Below are 15,450 nucleotides of genomic sequence, written 5' to 3'. Positions count from 1 at the left end.
CCTCATTTCCATCATCATTGATAATAACAATCTGTTATACTGTATCATAGAATGATTGCTTTTTGTGTTAGGGAAAGAAGGATATTATGGAATACTTGTTGTTTTTACTTATTGGCATCATTGGGAATGTCATTGGTACGTTAGTTGGGGGTGGTGGCTTAATTACCTTGCCAACGATGATGCTAATGGGTGTACCCGTCCATTCGGCTATTGGCGCAAATAAAGTGTCCAATATGGTGAGTGCTTTTTTAAGCTTTTATACAATTTATCAACGTAAGGAATTAGCATGGAACGAAATGCGTTCGGTGTTACTTGTCTCTTTAATCGGAGGTACATTGGGGGGACTTTTCGCTTCATTCATGAGTAGTCAATCATTAACGTTCATTGCTATTATTTTACTTGGCTTTGCGCTTGTCATGTCCTTTATGGGTGGAGCTGATTTTGGCGACAAGGAACGTTTTACGATGAATCGAAAAAACGGTCCTATCCTTCTTGGAGTTGGCTTTTATGACGGTATGTTTGGTCCAGGCAGTAGTACATTGGCGCTTTATACATATGCACATGAGAAGATTTCCTATATTAAAGCCGTGGGGCTATCACGGGTAGGGGTATTTGCAATGTGCTCAGGAGCAGCGATTACCTATATTGCTACAGGGAAAATCGAATGGCCGTTAACGCTTATTTTAATGATTGGCTCGACGATTGGTGCACAAATTGGGCTTGTGCTAGCCAGAAAAGTGAAAGCACATCAGGTAAAGCTTTTACTGCGTATTGTAACGATTGTGCTGATTATACAGCTTGTTTATGATTTCATCCATCAGCTTTAGGAGGTGATTGTCCTGTTTGAAATTTCACCCTATCCAACCTTTTCGTGGTCGTTATCGCGTCATAAAACATTGACAAGCTGTGCCCGCAAATACGGCTATGAATATTACTTTTCACATAACGGGTGGCTCAGTTACAATGTGGAGCCATATCATCAACAGGTGTATCGCTTAAAAAAGCTGCAATCGATGCCTATTTTATTTGGGCAAATTGTCCATCGATACATTGAGCAGGCCATTAATGATTATTTACAAACAGGAAAAGCTCCAACAGTAGAGGAGCTAATTCAATTGGGGCGCGGGCAGCTGAATGCAGCCTTTATTGACTCCACTCGTCGTCTTGAATTTTGGAGGCAAAAACCAAACAAGTTTTATATGATGCAGGAAATCTATTACCATGGCACCCTTTCTCCTGAGCTTGTGCAAGACTATAAAGAACGTTTACGACTTGTTTTTAATCATTTTTTGATGAGTGAAACATTCCAGCAAATCACCTCACAAAAAGGCTCTCTCCGTATCGGAGAACCAGAGCAATTCCGCTCCATGAAAATAGAAGATGTCCAGGTATTCGTTGTTATGGACTTTCATTATTATGATGAATTGAGGGATAAATGGATTATTGTTGACTGGAAGACCGGTGGAGAATCTGATGATGACCGTCAGCAATTAGCCCTCTACGCGTACTATGTTCAGCAAAAATACCGTGTGTCTCTAGCGCAAATCGAGGTCTATAATGAATATTTATTAACAGGCAAGCGCAAGAAATATAGTTTTACAGACATGGATATGGAGAATATTTTGTATACGTTTCAGCGCAGTGTTTTAGAAATGAAAAAGTATCAGGCTGATATTTTTTCCAACGAGCCCGTGGACATCGAGGACTTTGAACAAACACAAGAAAAATGGCATTGTCGTGGCTGTAATTTTAGGGAGTTATGTGCGCAGAAATATGATGAAAAATTGAGCAAGTGACCAAAAAGTCATCGAAATGGTCGCTTGCTTCATTTTTATCCTTTTTGGTTAAATGACTATATGTGTTTATTGGCATTTTTATATCAGAGTGACCGAGTTGCTCCTGTATGATCTTAAAATTTACATACCGACTGACCATAAATGAGGCATATGAATGTCGTAAAGCGTGAAAATTCAACTTTGGTAAACTGTACTTTTCAATAATTCTTTTCCAAGCAAGATCTATAGCAGCAGGTTTTGGTGGATTACCATCTGATTTTTTGTAAAGTTTAAGTTTAAGGGAGTTCCATCATCATCTTTTATCAGATTCCAAGCGTCACCCATTTTATTTTTTAGTTCCAAATAGTCATCAACAAATAACTTTAGTTCACGCATCAAACTCTTTGGGACGTTAACTAATCGAGGCTTTTTGTTTTTTGGGGGTAAAATTTTTAGTTTTCTAACTTCAATATCAAATTGAAGGGTTTTGTCTACATAGATAGTATTATTTTCAAAATCAAAAGATTCCACACATAATCCTGCTATTTCTGCTAGTCGTAGTCCAACCATTGCTGCCAACTTAATCTGGAGCTTGAGTTTAGGATTTACGTTTTCTAATACTCTGAAAAGATGTTTTAACTGTTCTTCGTTGTAAAATTCTAAGTCCTTCTTTTTAGGTTCCAAACGAGAAGATTTAATGTTTGTCCATAGGATTATCTTTAATTAATTTCCATTCAATCCCTTTAGAGAAGATGCTTTTTAAAACAGTATATTGTCCTTTTGCTTCACTAGGACATCTTTCTCTCCATCTTTTTAGACATTCTACTAGATATAGGKTTTAGATGTTAKAATGTTTATAGTCACCTAAATCCTCTATAATACATTGATCAATAAAATTTGCAAATTTAATATTTTCAAATTTTCATCTTCTTTATTTAATACTTCGATTTCAAAATCTGTAATAGCTTCCTTTATTGCATATTGCACGATCAGACATGGATTTCGTACGTATGGTTTTAGTATATCTAAGTCGTTTACCAGTGTCTTCATCATACCCATGTTCAACAGTAACTTTTATTCGAGGTTCTCCTTTCTTGGTAGGTGGTAAAACTACATATAAATCCTACTTACTCTTGTACCCTTCAAGAGCTTCATCTAAAAAGTCTTCAGTTACGTTAAGAAAATCAGCTAGCTCATAACGATTCACTATTTGTAATTTATGAGCTTGTATTATTTTTGAAAAGGAAACAAGTATCATGTATCCCAATCCACGTGCTCTCAACTCTTGTGGAAACTCTGTTCCGCCACCATTTGCCGAAGCATTTGTATGAGCAAATTTACCTGAGATGTGTGCAACTAGCAGTAGATACGCAATGAATATTTGATAAATTTTGTAGAGAAGGGAGAATGGAAATGAACAACATAGTTATCCACGAATTAAGGAGGAAGTTGCAGCTATTTTAAAACAATCACCAGCAGAGCCCACATTTGAAGATACAGTTATAGAAGGAAAAGAAAGACGTTATACAATAATTAATGAGCTTGATGTTGAAAAGTATTTAAACATTGGAGAGCGACAAGAACTAGCGATTGTGTTAGTTAGGATCTCCAAAACATTAAGAATGGGATAAACCGTTGGGAAAGAGTTGCAGATTTTCCTTAGAGTTAATGAACAATATGCTATTTCTTTTCATATTTTTTACTATCCCATGCCCAATTTAAAAAAGCATAAACAATTACTGCCCATAAAGAAAAGAAGAGATTATTAAGAAAATCCCAATTACCTTTTTTGAAATAATCCGAAACAGATAAAAGTAAAAAAAGTATAACGAAGTAAACAATATTCAAGTATTTTCTGATAAATGTCATTAGAATCACCTTAATATGTATTTTGTGTAAATTATAACATAAAAAGTCTTAGTGATTTGTGACTTAATGCTTCTAGCCAATGATGACTACTACCAAAACCTAAAACGCATCATCAAGACTGTGGAAGACCTATACAACGAGTTAGGTGAGGATATGCATACCATTGTAGATATGCGTTACTGGATACAGATGACTGTTATGAATGCGAGGACATAGCCGATAAGCTTATATTTCACGTCATAAGGTATTGTGTAAACGTAACATTTTAATAGATAAAACAGCAGAAAGTATTGGTTGGGTTTAAAATTTATTTCATTTCATTTGTATTTTTTAACACTACTAAAGTCATGTTTTATTATAAATTAAATATTATTATAGTAGAATCTTGATTTGAAAAAATAGATGATTCAATATAAGAACCTTCATCATTAAAGAATGGAGGTTCTTTGGCAATGAATTGGTGATTTAACACTTTATAAATTGTAACTATTTGTCATTTAATAAAAGGTAATTAAATACTATTTAAGTTTATTTTGTAAAATTATACAATTGCGGTGTACCCAGAAAAATAAAGGAGTGGAAAAATGAAGAAATTTAGCGGATTATTGATAGTTTTATTTATGACTATATTAGTAATTCCTGTAACAGCAAAAGCTAACGATGATATTTTATCGGAGTTAGTAAAAAAAGAGGCACAAGATTACTGTGGTGTTTACACTCTAAGTCCAATGGACGGTTTTGAACCTATAGAAGTGCCTGAAGGCGAAATTCCAACTGATGAAATAAACTTTGCTGAAGAGAACGAGGCAATGAAAGCAGCGTCACCGATGAAAGATCAGGTGGCAACATCATCCTCTGGTTCAAAGATTGTAATGCCAGCAGCTAAAACTAGAAATTACGGTTATTGTCATATTTATGAGTATCATATGAAGTTTTCTAAGGGGAAAATAAAATATGAAACTCAAGTAAACAATGAATGGAAATCACAATTCAAATATGCTTATTATCCAGCAAAATCTATGGATATCGCAATGGAAGTAATAAATGGAACAGACGAACTGTTAAAAGATCCTACAGTTAAAGATCGTTATACAAAAGAATTTATTTCGTTTAAAGAAGGACAAAGAGTTAGGGTTGCAATTCAAAAAGGGAGTTCATGGTCAGGGTCATATTCAAAGTATGATTGGATTATTGTATCAATGTTCCCTGTATTCTAAATGTGTGTTATAATCTATATTATGGAAATTTTTAAAGAAAGTGACTATGGTATGGAAAATAATAAAATTATACAAAATGTGAAACAAACTATTTCTGGGATTGAAATTGGGTATTTTACCACTGCCAAAAACTATATTTATGATGAGTATTTTAAATATTTTAATGATGATGATAAAGAAACTAAAAAATATGCATTATTAATTTTTACATGCATGTTAGGCAACTGGTTTAATAAGTCTACTTTTGTCTTTAAACCTGAAAAGGAACGTTTAAAATACAACAATGAAAAAGGAACAAAATTTTTTAATTTTGAGGATTATATAACTTCATTGTTAGATAACTATCAAAATATTAAACAAGAATTTCCTTATATGTTTGAGATTATTGTTGTGTATTTAATTTTGATAGAAAAGGATAAACATATGATTTATGAAGAATGGTTTCCAGAAATTAATCCGGAAATATTTCAAGAACTTAGGGAGAAAATTTTAATTCCCAACAAAAATCTGGTCGATGATTGTCATCCAATAAAATATTTATTTAGAGAAGTTGGAATTAAACCTTTTTTCAAAGGTGATTTTTTTGATGAATAAATACTAAAACCACATTTCAAATGTACAGCACCCCCTAAGTTAGGCCAAAAATCTAACTTTTAGCCTGTAGACCTCGAGGACTTTGAACAAACACAAGAAAAATGGCATTGTCGTGGCTGTAATTTTAGGGAGTTATGTGCATCAAGGTGAAAAAGAAGCGAGTGCTAATATAGCCTCTCGCTTCTTTTTAAGTGATTTTCGTAAAGTGAGCTTTTGTGCTTTTTTTAATAAAGTAAAGAAAAATTAATTGCACAAGTAAAACGATTAGAAACATGATGCCCAAAATAATGAATGAAACCATTTTCACTTCAGGTGTTTGCACAACACCTGCACCATCAACATTTCTTGCCCCAATAAATACGGCGATGCCAGAAAAGATCAATAACCATACAATATTTACAGCCCACCAGAATATTTTCATACCCAATATGAACCCTCTTTCTTCTTGTAATTCCCCTCGGAGCTTAATTATAACAATTTACCTTAAATTTGGAAATGTCCGATAGAAGGTGCTACATCTCAGCCTACAGACGGATTGACTATTTTAAAAATAGAAGTTTTTAATAGGCTTCATTCCTTGTTTATAGTATATATGGTAAATTTGGTATGTGCATATTGTGTATTACCTTAGAAAGGAGGCAGCATATGGTTAACAATAAAAAGGCGTTTATCGGGTCAATCGTTATGTTGGGTATTTGTATGTGTCTGTTTTTTCCTTATCCTTACAATGTAGCAAGTATGGCACATACTACATTCATGTCAATTCCTATCGAAACACAAGATGGATACGTGTTACTTGGCATCTTTGGCTCGATTTTATTTATAATTGCTATGATTTTACTACTTAGGAGCATCAACAAATATCATTTTCGAACATTTGTTATTGTAGTATTACTTTATTCATTTTTACCTCATTTGCTTATCGTGGCGTATCAAGAAACCTTTGCTAGTGGCATTATGGCCATTTCATACAAAGGGGATGGAGAATGTCGGTTTGATATGGTGGAAAAAGACTTAATGAATGGGGAATGTACCATTGTCTTACATAATCGAAGCAATGAAGCTGTGTCCTTTGATTTACAATTTATCGATACGAATTTTTTTAAAGGCGATAAGCGGATGAATTCACTTATGAATATAGCGGGGCCATATCATGTGACCATCGAGGCCAATCGTGAAAAAGCTATTCATCTAAAGGAATTACTCCATTTAACAAATGTTCCTAATCATATAGAGGGAGGTGGCTCCTCCAAGGTGCATGTTCAATTAATAGACGGTGACAAGGAAAGAACTTTATAAATAGTCCATGCGTGGAAAATATGTTGCGTCTTATACATAGTTTCAACATTGTATTTGCTTTTGTGGTAAACTTGTATTAAATTATAGTAAGCTATGAATTGATCTTGAGAGAGGAGGCAAAAAGTCATGGAAACTATTTTCAGAAGAACGGCGATTGAGGTAAAGACATTTTTACAATTAGATGATTTAGGCTCAAAGGGACCAGTCTGTGGTTTTTTAAGAAAACAGCATAGTGAAAGTAGTAACCGGAAGCTTTTTGCTTTTGTCAGTCATGTGTGAAAAATGACTTTTTAACCATACAAAGTAATTGGTAGACGCCGGTTTTATGGCGTCTTTTTTGTTGTGATAAAACGGAGAGAGGGTGAGTGAATTGCTAAAAAAACTAAGACAATTAAGGAATGTTGCAGTGTTCCCAGCGCTTCTAATTTAGAAAAATAATTAGAAGCGAGGAATTTACTATGAAAAAACAACCAATTTTTACTTCATCATTTCTTTTTCTATTCATAAGTAATTTTTTTATTTTTATAGGATTTGAAATGTTATTGCCTATTTTACCAGCCTATTTATTAAGCATAAACGCCAATCCGATGCAAGTAGGCTTGGTGACGACGGTATTTACACTAGGTGCCATCACGATAAGACCTTTTGTAGGGTACTATTTAATGGATCATATGCGGAAAAAACTAGCGATTGTGGCAAGTATAGCCTTACTCATAATTACAATGCTGTATCCATTGCTTAACACGATTTGGATTTTCCTATTACTCCGACTTTTCCATGGAACAGCGTGGGGTGTATCCACGACAGCCAATAGTACAATGGCTGTAGATAGTATCCCTAAAGCTCGATTAGGAGAGGGAATGGGCTATTTCTCGGTATCCACAACCGTGGGAGCGATTGTTGCACCAAGTCTCGGTATCCTTATTTACAGTACCTTTTCTTTTCACACGCTGATTTGGTCGTCAGCCTTCCTAAGCCTATTTGCGATCATAATGCTTTCCTTTGTGCATGCAACAACACCTATTCAAAATGACAAGCAGCCATTTCGGTTTATGGAAGCGATATTTGAAAAAGAAGTAAGGTTTCAAGCAGTATTGACTGTTGTGACGACGCTTGGTTTTGGCGCTATTATTACATTCTTAGTTCTTTTTGGTGAACAAAAGGGATTAAAGCATATTTTTCTATTCTTTCTTATCAACGCAATTGTTTCCACTTTAATACGTCCTTTTACAGGGAAATGGTTTGATAAGCATGGACCATGGTCGATCATTATTGTGTCAGCGATTTTCGGTTTTCTATCTTTAATCGTGTTATCCTATACTACAAATAATTTCACATTGATTATCGCCGCGATTTTATTTGGTGGAGGCTATGGCACCGTTATGCCGTGCCTACAAACCTGGGCTGTTCAAAAAGTAAGTGAAGCCAAAAGTGGTGCAGCCAATGCCACTTTTCTTTCCAGTTTTGATGTTGGAGTAGGTATGAGCGCATTTATCTTAGGAATTTTAGCTGAATGGATAAGTATAGAAATGATTTTCCGACTTGTTAGCCTTAGCTTTCTTCTTGTCGCTCTGTTAGTCTATCGGGATTACATTCTTAATAAGAAAACAAACCATTAATATAGGAAGAAGGACCAGTCTCAAGTGTCTGGTCCTTTTTTCTTTGACTTATAACGCAAGGGTAAACTATTTTTCCCAAAGCTCAATCAGTCGACCTTCTGGATCTTTAATCCAAATAAACTTTCCAAATTCGTTACACTCTAGAGGTTTTGCGAGTGGGACATCAAGATGTTCAAGATGCTTTATCATCTCGTTTACATCATGAACTTGGAAATTTAACATCACTTGCTGTTCTGCTGGAAAATAATTGTCCTGTTCAGTGAAAAAAGAAAAGATCGTTTCATTGCCTTCTTGGGGTTTAATGATTGTCCCATTCCAATCGTTTATTTCTAGCATCAAGGTTTCGCTATACCACTTTTTTACAGAATCTAGATTCTTTGTTCGCCAAAATATACCTCCAAAGCCTTTTATCATCGTCTCGATCTCCTGTCTGTTTAACGTTTCCTCATCTTTTCCATTACTATAGCATGACAAGATGGCCATAAGAAAGAGACCATGCCATTTTGGATGGTCTCTACCTATTATTCGGTAATCGTTTCTGCAAATGTTTTACGGCCAGGGCTTACTTTATTAATATGAATATCGATTTTACTGATGGAATCTTTGCTTAAAGGAATTTTGCCATCCTTCTCTAATCTCTTCCAAGCCTTTACATTACTACGATAGAGATATTCGGATAGACGAAAGACATCCGCATCCATTTTTAGTCCTTCCTCAAAGGTAGTTAGGATTTCTTCCTTGACGGCTTTTTCTACTTTTTTTCTTACCTGATTGGGTGTTAGCCTCCCTTTAAAACCATTTAAAATCGTATCGAATTTTAAATTTACCTCAAACTTTACATCATTACCTTTCACAATTGGCTTGACTTTAACATCTAGCTTTTTAATATCGACGGTTAAGTAATCACTTTTTTCATTATTTTCTAATTCGACGGTGATTTCTCCTTGCTTTGTTTCATCATTCATCCACTCTATTCCACGTGCAGATTTGCCTTTAATATAGCCTTTAAAACTATCCTTTGAAAGAATACCAACGCCAGCAAAAAAGGTTTCTGTTTTGGGGCCATCCATTGTCTCCCAGTTTTCGTTGACGGTTACATAAGGAATTTTCATTTCGTGGTTGGGCTCATTTAAGCCAATGACGAGCTGTCTTAAATTAACAGGCTCTACAAATGACTCCTGCTTCGCTGTATTTTTAGGATTACTTAATTTGGTGGCAGTTGGTGATTTCTCTAACAATGGAGAAACTAATAAAACATCCTCGATAGGATCTTGGGTACAGTAAACCCAAATATGATATCTTGTCTCTCGAAAGCGTAGAAAAGTATCAATAACCGCAATCGCATGTTCAGCTTTCATGGCACTCTCTGAGAAGAGAAGAAAGGTCATATGTCCCCAAAATACTTCTTGGTCCATTGAACGATACAATTTGTAAATGGCTTCTTCTATTGTCTTACCCTTCGCTTGACCAATTTCGGTAGGCGCTGCTTAGGGATTAGCTGATTCTGTTTTCGCTACGTTAGCAAAGTTGATAATTTGTAAGTATGCTGTATATTCATTATCCTTGTAGTCAACCCCCACACCTTGTACGTAATACATGCGTTGCGGCTCTGTTACATCCCAACAGCCTGATAGCAGTAGTGTAGTCGTCAGCATTAAAATAACAATCGCAATTTGTTTTTGGCTCATATATCTCCCTACTTTTTGAAGTTCGTGTATATTAGTTTGTACAAGAACGCAAGGTATTATAAGTAGAGACCATTTGTATGTAGGAAAGTGCTGCTCTCGTCAAAATGACGTAGAGACAGCACTAATGATTTTAGTGGAAATATTTTTGGACGCGTTCAACGACCTCGTTTGCCGATAGTCCATTCGCATCAATCACAGGACCTTCCATAACTGGATCACTAATTCCCATGACATCGCGATCCTGACCTGTAATAATACAAGCATCACATTTTTTCGCATCCTCTTCATTGCGAAGCTGGATGACTTCAAAGCCTTGTGCTTTTAAAGCATCTTCGATATTCGTTAATGATTGTTCCACACCAATAATTCTAGACATTTCTTGTCCACCTCCTACAAATAATGTGCCATTTCAGGTTGCTCATTATTCATACTATTTTTTAGTGGGGAGAGATAATTTCTAGAGATCCGTGCGTAATAGGGGTTGTGTACTACATCTAAAAGAACCGCCAAAGCTTCGAGAAATCGTAAAATCAACATATTCTACGGTGATACCTCTCTTCGCTAGTTGCTCGCCAATCCATGTAAATTCTTTGTCTGTAATATAGACTTCTTCATTAATAGGTAAGCCGTTAGTAGCAAGTTTTGCGGCATCTTCTAGGGAAACGTGAATTTTATCCCAATCTTTTAGCTGTTTGGGAATACCATCAATGAGTGCTTCCTCGCAGACAATCATTAGACCCTCTCTAACGAGGCTAAGCGCACAGTCGAGATGAAGAATGGTTGGATGAAGCGGCACTTCGACCACCGTATAATCAAAGTTACTTGCTAAATTACGCAGCCACTGCACACCATTTTTATTGGAGGCTAGTCCTGAATTCCCGACAAAAATCGTTTTATTTAACACTAACACATCGCCGCCCTCTAAAAACGGGCCAGCTTCAGAATCTAAACCATCTGCCATATCAGGCTTTGGAATGGAGACATAGAAGCATTGATTTTCATTTGCTTCCTGTGCTAAAAGATTACGTACGGGCAAAACTTCGTTGCGTCTATGTGGGAATCGAAGGGAGCCCTCGATTAAAAAATGGCCGATAGTGAAAAAGGGATCGCGAACGAAGAAATTGCTATAGCCATCTTCTTTTCCTACTTCTTTTTCATAGTCTGTTAAACGTCTTGGTACTTGTACTTCTACCCCGTATTTTTCTAATACTTTTTTTAAATTTGCTCGTTCCAATTCCCATTGCTGCTGTCTTTCTGGAAAGACATCTTTAAAATTTTTACCGAGTGTATCTACGCTTGCATAAAGTGCTAGTGTTTCTTCTGTTAAAAATTCATCATCTGTTGGAGCCTCCTTAGCTGGAAAAGCAAATTCCGATTGCGCCATGACAACTCGTTTTAAAGGAGCAAACTCACTTTTTACAAAAATATTCGTCATCTTACTGCCTCCTGTTGTATGATTTAGAAAAAGTAGTGAAAATTTTTCCTGTGATGTTTCTTATCGTAAGATATATAGTTACTATATAGTCAAGGATGGGCTGTAAGGTGGTGAAATGATGGGCATTGCAGAAGTGTTGACCATTGTCTTTGTCGTATTAAAGCTAACAAATGTCATTACATGGTCGTGGTGGCTGGTATTATTACCAGCGATCCTTTCATTTAGTCTGTATGCCATTATTGGTCTGGTGAAGCTTGGGATGGTATTGATTGCTGTGGTAGCAGTGAAAAGGCGGGAAAAGAAAGCAGAATTATGAAATCATAGTAGCCAAATTCTAGTAATCAGAACAATCAGGTCCTTCTTTTGTTTCGCATAGTCATGTAGGATCGTATTGGAGATTAGAGCATGAAAAAGGTGAGKTTAGTCCAATTAGGTCCACCCTCACCATTTTATTATTTGCTTAATTCATAAGTTTTCACAGCTGGAGGAACAAAGCTTTCACATTTATCTAATAGTGCTGCTGCGTCCTCATCAACAATAAGTGCCTCACGATATTGTGCTTTTAAAAATTGTTCATTTTGCATATGGTCAAAGAATGATATTAATAAATCAAAATAGTTTTCCATATTGAAAATAGCACAAGGTTTTTGAAGCAGCCCGATTTGATTCCACGTAAATACTTCAAAAAATTCCTCTAATGTTCCAGGTCCACCAGGAAGGGCAATAAAGCCATCTGCTAATTCCATCATTTTACTTTTACGTTCATGCATTGTCTTTACAACAATCAGCTCTGTCAGCTGTTGATGCGCAATTTCACGTTCTTCTAATAATGTCGGAATCACCCCAATGACCTTGCCGCCTTCTTCTAGCACTGTATTCGCTACTGTTGCCATGATGCCTACAGAAGCACCACCATAAATAAGAGTAATTTGTCTTTTGGCTAATTCTTTTCCTAGTAAAATCGCTCCTTGACGATAAGCATCGGAAGCGCCTAGACTGGATCCGCAAAATACGGCAATACTTTTCATAGCTGATTTCCTCCATATCTGATCGAATTCCTTTATAGTATAATTTATTTTGAAGAGGAAGGAAATGGAGGAAACTGAATTGGAACTAAATGAATTTCAACGCTGGGTAAAGGATTACTATGAAGCACGTGGCTGGTCAGAGCTTAATATTTTTACACGTATTGGCTTCTTGGCAGAAGAAACAGGTGAGGTAGCCAGGGCGATTCGAGCAATCGAGATTGGTAGAGATCGACCAGATGAAAAAACACCATCCTTTGAAGAAAATAAGCAGGAGCTAATTGAAGAGCTAGGGGATGTCTTAGGAAATCTTATAGTGATTGCCAATCAGTACGATATTCCATTAGAAGAAATATTTGCAGCTCATCAAGACAAGCTGTTAAAGCGTTACCAGGAATAGGAGGATCGAGATGGAATATCAAGTAGAGGTTTTACGGGGACAGCATGAGGATTTTACAAATTTTTTAAGCGAAAAAATTCGTGCCTATAATAATGAGCAATCTCCTTATCATCGCGAAAGTAGAAAGAAGGGTGCGGTTCTTCCTTTACAGTTAATCGTCACAGATCAACAGCAGCAATGGATAGGTGGTATAACAGCTGAAGTCTACTGGGGATGGATCGAAATRCATAAATTTTGGTTCAGGGAAGAATATCGTGGAAAGGGAATTGGCACAAAGCTCTTAGCACAGGCAGAGTTAGTAGCCAAGGACATGGGGGCAACAAAAGCCCTACTGACAACCTACGAGTTTCAAGCGCGTACCTTTTATGAGGCACATGGCTATCAAGTAGTGGGAGAAATTAAAGATTATCCACCAGGCAGTAGCTACTATACGATGGTGAAAGTGCTTCATTAAGAATAGGCTGTCTAAGGAGATAGACAGCCTGTTTTAATTGACATCGCCCAAATAGATTGTTGTTTGTTGTCCTCGTATAAATTTCTGTAATGGTTGGGTAAGCGCTTTGGGGTAAAGTCTATATGTATGAAGCTTTTCAATCGGTATCCATTGTGTCCCAATTTGAAGACTATCAGGATTCGTTGGTTGATAAGTTTGCGCATTTAGCTGACAGAGAAAATAATATTCTACCTGATGTACATCAGCGTCAAAGGCGGCATGCTCATGATTTTGTCCGATGTATTCACGGATAAATAACAGCTCTCCAATGTGAACGGAGGAGCCAATTTCCTCCAGGCATTCCCTTTGCAACGTCTTGTGAAAGGTCTCTCCATGCTCCTGTCCACCACCTGGACAAAGGTAAAAGTAGCCCTCTATATCTTGATTTATTGTTAGCAATAGTTTCCCATCCACGATGATGATGGCTTTGACAGAATTTCTAATCATGGACTTCTCCTTTAAATTGTTATTTTTCGTGATCATGACTAAAACGCTTCATGAATGTCTACCTTAGTAAAAAGGGGAGATGAAGCGTGTATTCAATGTCCAATTTTAAATTACTTGTCGAAAAACAGACCGAAATTGATACCATTTATCAGAAATGTAATGATTTAATTCAATCAACTGTTACACCAAAGCTAGATGCAGAGGTCGAGCAGTTTTTAATGCTAGTTGAACAGCATTTGACACAGCAAGGCTTTACAATTACGAATACATCAACAGGGTTAATCGCCAATTATCAAGAGGCTGTCATTAATGTAGATAAACATTCAAAGCATTTGGAAGAATGCTTTTTTATCAATTTAAATAGTTATGCTGAGGATCAAGTCTCTATTGTACTCGATATCTCACCAACGATGCTACCGAAAATTTCAAACCAGCTCGATGGCTACACAGATATTATAGAGCAAATGACGGATAAGCTAAAGCAAGCAAAAAGTCTAGAGAAAGCCTGTACGAATCCCAAATTTCTTTATAAAACGCAAAGCAACAAAGTTTTTCATACCCCTCAGGAAGTGTTGGATTATTATTTTCAAGGATAGGAGAAGCAGCTAGAAAAAACTAGTAGGTGTATAAAAAGTGGAAAATTGATGTTGAGGACTGACCTCAACAGTATAGACAAATAAAAAAATACACCTTCGATTGAATATGGGGTTAAAAACTAAATTTCAATTAGGAGGTGATTTTTCTAAGAGTAATAGGTTTTAAATGAATTAATTGATCCCTATTGCGAAATATATATAAAAAGGATGATGATTCAATTACAAATCACCATCCTTTTTAGCGTATTAAATAAGTAAAACATACTTAATCTGTAAATAAATCATTCCTTAATCCGTTTCAAAGGGCTTTTCTTTATACTTGGAAACATCATAACGCCCAATTACTTGATAATTAGACGTTTCATCGTCAGCCTTGAATTTATTGAAATCAGCTACATCCAGAGCATCTGTCATCATCTTCAATAAATATTGTGGTTCCGGAGCTTCTTCTACTGCTGCAAGAACTAGTGCATTTCGTAAATATCCTGCATACTGTGAGAGCAATTGAGCATTGAAGTCTAGCCTATTTGCTTCAGCAAAAAGCTTCATGAAAATCGATACCGTTCGTGTATTTCCTTCTCGGAAAGGATGAACACGCCAAAGTTTTGTCATAAATGAAGAAAAGTCCTCAACAAGGAGAGGATTAGAATACTTCCATTGCTTAGATTTAGACCAACTGAAAATAGTTTTTAAATCAGATACAATGTGATCTTTATCACTATAAGCAACAGATAATCCACTTAAAACATGTTCGCTTTTATAAATATTGACTGTGCGGAATTCTCCTGCCCATAAATATAGCTCATGAAAAAGGAAGTGATGAATCTTTTGGAGACTTTTATATTTTTGGAAGTCAATCTCATGCGTGATAGAAGAAATATCTATAATCCCAGCGATTAACAGTTGTGCTTCAACGTCAATCAATTGTTGTTCATCTCGAATATTTAATTTGTTGATTAAGACATTTGTATTAGGATAAATATATGGGTCCAT

General features: G+C 36.0%; 23 protein-coding genes. 11 read left to right on the top strand and 12 right to left on the bottom strand.

The annotated features are described in order from the left end of the window. Window positions 1–86: 86 nt before the first annotated feature. Entirely contained in the window at window positions 87–827 is a 741-nt protein-coding gene (locus ACHZEU_RS04410; RefSeq protein ID WP_279494671.1) for a sulfite exporter TauE/SafE family protein, read from the top strand. Between the two features lie 12 nt (window positions 828–839). Continuing rightward, the gene (locus ACHZEU_RS04405; RefSeq protein WP_341715419.1) at window positions 840–1,796 is read left to right on the top strand and encodes a PD-(D/E)XK nuclease family protein; all 957 of its coding nucleotides are present in this window, start codon (window positions 840–842) and stop codon (window positions 1,794–1,796) included. On the opposite strand, the gene ACHZEU_RS04400 is transcribed toward ACHZEU_RS04405, so the two are convergent. The 3 genes from ACHZEU_RS04400 to ACHZEU_RS04390 form a co-directional block, all read right to left on the bottom strand. Continuing rightward, window positions 1,750–1,998, bottom strand: a complete 249-nt coding sequence (locus ACHZEU_RS04400) for a tyrosine-type recombinase/integrase (RefSeq protein WP_404804569.1) — start codon at window positions 1,996–1,998, stop codon at window positions 1,750–1,752. The two genes, ACHZEU_RS04405 and ACHZEU_RS04400, sit on opposite strands and share 47 nt — an antisense overlap. A 20-nt stretch (window positions 1,999–2,018) precedes the next feature. Beyond that, complete coding sequence (locus ACHZEU_RS04395; RefSeq protein WP_404804078.1) at window positions 2,019–2,459, bottom strand: hypothetical protein; 441 nt, start codon at window positions 2,457–2,459, stop codon at window positions 2,019–2,021. Between the two features lie 189 nt (window positions 2,460–2,648). Beyond that, entirely contained in the window at window positions 2,649–2,828 is a 180-nt protein-coding gene (locus tag ACHZEU_RS04390; protein WP_404804077.1) for a hypothetical protein, read from the bottom strand. Window positions 2,829–4,228: 1,400 nt separating this feature from the next. Here ACHZEU_RS04390 and ACHZEU_RS04385 point away from each other — a divergent pair. Together ACHZEU_RS04385 and ACHZEU_RS04380 are read left to right on the top strand one after the other, a co-directional pair. Next, window positions 4,229–4,861, top strand: coding sequence for a hypothetical protein (locus ACHZEU_RS04385; RefSeq protein ID WP_066037497.1), 633 nt, complete (start codon window positions 4,229–4,231; stop codon window positions 4,859–4,861). A gap of 21 nt (window positions 4,862–4,882) precedes the next feature. After that, window positions 4,883–5,455: a hypothetical protein gene (locus ACHZEU_RS04380; RefSeq protein ID WP_066037513.1), complete on the top strand. Its 573-nt coding sequence runs from the start codon at window positions 4,883–4,885 to the stop codon at window positions 5,453–5,455. 187 nt (window positions 5,456–5,642) lie between these two features. Here the strand turns inward: ACHZEU_RS04380 and ACHZEU_RS04375 are convergent, their stop codons facing one another. Continuing rightward, window positions 5,643–5,876, bottom strand: coding sequence for a DUF3923 family protein (locus ACHZEU_RS04375; RefSeq protein ID WP_319840454.1), 234 nt, complete (start codon window positions 5,874–5,876; stop codon window positions 5,643–5,645). A gap of 224 nt (window positions 5,877–6,100) precedes the next feature. Between ACHZEU_RS04375 and ACHZEU_RS04370 the strand changes: the two genes are divergently transcribed. The 3 genes from ACHZEU_RS04370 (at window position 6,101) to ACHZEU_RS04360 (ending at window position 8,373) form a co-directional block, all read left to right on the top strand. Beyond that, the gene (locus tag ACHZEU_RS04370) at window positions 6,101–6,754 is read left to right on the top strand and encodes a hypothetical protein (RefSeq protein ID WP_404804076.1); all 654 of its coding nucleotides are present in this window, start codon (window positions 6,101–6,103) and stop codon (window positions 6,752–6,754) included. A gap of 126 nt (window positions 6,755–6,880) precedes the next feature. Further along, window positions 6,881–7,033, top strand: coding sequence for a hypothetical protein (locus tag ACHZEU_RS04365; RefSeq protein ID WP_167444836.1), 153 nt, complete (start codon window positions 6,881–6,883; stop codon window positions 7,031–7,033). Between the two features lie 179 nt (window positions 7,034–7,212). Continuing rightward, window positions 7,213–8,373, top strand: a complete 1,161-nt coding sequence (locus ACHZEU_RS04360) for an MFS transporter (RefSeq protein WP_404804075.1) — start codon at window positions 7,213–7,215, stop codon at window positions 8,371–8,373. 66 nt (window positions 8,374–8,439) lie between these two features. Here ACHZEU_RS04360 and ACHZEU_RS04355 read toward each other — a convergent pair whose 3' ends face one another. The 5 genes from ACHZEU_RS04355 to ACHZEU_RS04335 form a co-directional block, all read right to left on the bottom strand. Then, on the bottom strand, window positions 8,440–8,787 hold the full coding sequence (locus tag ACHZEU_RS04355; protein ID WP_048390551.1) for a VOC family protein: 348 nt from the start codon (window positions 8,785–8,787) through the stop codon (window positions 8,440–8,442). A gap of 107 nt (window positions 8,788–8,894) precedes the next feature. Then, window positions 8,895–9,800, bottom strand: a complete 906-nt coding sequence (locus ACHZEU_RS04350; protein WP_404804074.1) for a Ger(x)C family spore germination protein — start codon at window positions 9,798–9,800, stop codon at window positions 8,895–8,897. A gap of 60 nt (window positions 9,801–9,860) precedes the next feature. Continuing rightward, the gene (locus ACHZEU_RS04345) at window positions 9,861–10,061 is read right to left on the bottom strand and encodes a hypothetical protein (protein WP_404804073.1); all 201 of its coding nucleotides are present in this window, start codon (window positions 10,059–10,061) and stop codon (window positions 9,861–9,863) included. 130 nt (window positions 10,062–10,191) lie between these two features. Beyond that, window positions 10,192–10,437 carry a YkuS family protein gene (locus ACHZEU_RS04340; protein WP_004228871.1) on the bottom strand — a complete coding sequence of 82 codons (246 nt, stop codon included), beginning with the start codon at window positions 10,435–10,437 and terminating at the stop codon, window positions 10,192–10,194. A gap of 81 nt (window positions 10,438–10,518) precedes the next feature. After that, on the bottom strand, window positions 10,519–11,496 hold the full coding sequence (locus ACHZEU_RS04335; RefSeq protein WP_131519899.1) for a dimethylarginine dimethylaminohydrolase family protein: 978 nt from the start codon (window positions 11,494–11,496) through the stop codon (window positions 10,519–10,521). A 118-nt stretch (window positions 11,497–11,614) separates the two neighbouring features. On the opposite strand from ACHZEU_RS04335, the gene ACHZEU_RS04330 reads away from it, so the two are divergent. Next, window positions 11,615–11,812 (top strand): transmembrane Fragile-X-F protein, encoded by a 198-nt coding sequence (locus tag ACHZEU_RS04330; RefSeq protein WP_054548795.1) that lies wholly within the window; start codon window positions 11,615–11,617, stop codon window positions 11,810–11,812. 136 nt (window positions 11,813–11,948) lie between these two features. Here ACHZEU_RS04330 and ACHZEU_RS04325 read toward each other — a convergent pair whose 3' ends face one another. Further along, a complete protein-coding gene (locus ACHZEU_RS04325; protein ID WP_066037501.1) occupies window positions 11,949–12,524 on the bottom strand; it encodes a TIGR00730 family Rossman fold protein in 576 nt (191 codons plus the stop codon). A 79-nt stretch (window positions 12,525–12,603) separates the two neighbouring features. On the opposite strand from ACHZEU_RS04325, the gene ACHZEU_RS04320 reads away from it, so the two are divergent. Both ACHZEU_RS04320 and ACHZEU_RS04315 read left to right on the top strand, forming a co-directional pair. Beyond that, window positions 12,604–12,921, top strand: a complete 318-nt coding sequence (locus tag ACHZEU_RS04320; RefSeq protein ID WP_374806173.1) for a MazG nucleotide pyrophosphohydrolase domain-containing protein — start codon at window positions 12,604–12,606, stop codon at window positions 12,919–12,921. Between the two features lie 10 nt (window positions 12,922–12,931). Next, a complete protein-coding gene (locus ACHZEU_RS04315; protein ID WP_404804072.1) occupies window positions 12,932–13,375 on the top strand; it encodes a GNAT family N-acetyltransferase in 444 nt (147 codons plus the stop codon). 33 nt (window positions 13,376–13,408) lie between these two features. Here ACHZEU_RS04315 and ACHZEU_RS04310 read toward each other — a convergent pair whose 3' ends face one another. Then, window positions 13,409–13,861 carry an NUDIX domain-containing protein gene (locus ACHZEU_RS04310; protein WP_333879841.1) on the bottom strand — a complete coding sequence of 151 codons (453 nt, stop codon included), beginning with the start codon at window positions 13,859–13,861 and terminating at the stop codon, window positions 13,409–13,411. A 95-nt stretch (window positions 13,862–13,956) separates the two neighbouring features. On the opposite strand from ACHZEU_RS04310, the gene ACHZEU_RS04305 reads away from it, so the two are divergent. Continuing rightward, a complete protein-coding gene (locus ACHZEU_RS04305) occupies window positions 13,957–14,457 on the top strand; it encodes a hypothetical protein (RefSeq protein WP_227744841.1) in 501 nt (166 codons plus the stop codon). Window positions 14,458–14,745: 288 nt separating this feature from the next. On the opposite strand, the gene ACHZEU_RS04300 is transcribed toward ACHZEU_RS04305, so the two are convergent. Continuing rightward, entirely contained in the window at window positions 14,746–15,450 is a 705-nt protein-coding gene (locus ACHZEU_RS04300) for a Fic family protein (RefSeq protein WP_048390571.1), read from the bottom strand.

Origin of the sequence: Lysinibacillus sp. S1 (assembly GCF_044986265.1) — a bacterium.
GTDB lineage: Bacteria > Bacillota > Bacilli > Bacillales_A > Planococcaceae > Lysinibacillus > Lysinibacillus capsici.
The sequence above is the reverse complement of the archived record's forward strand: the minus strand, read 5'-3'. Positions and strand labels throughout refer to the sequence as shown.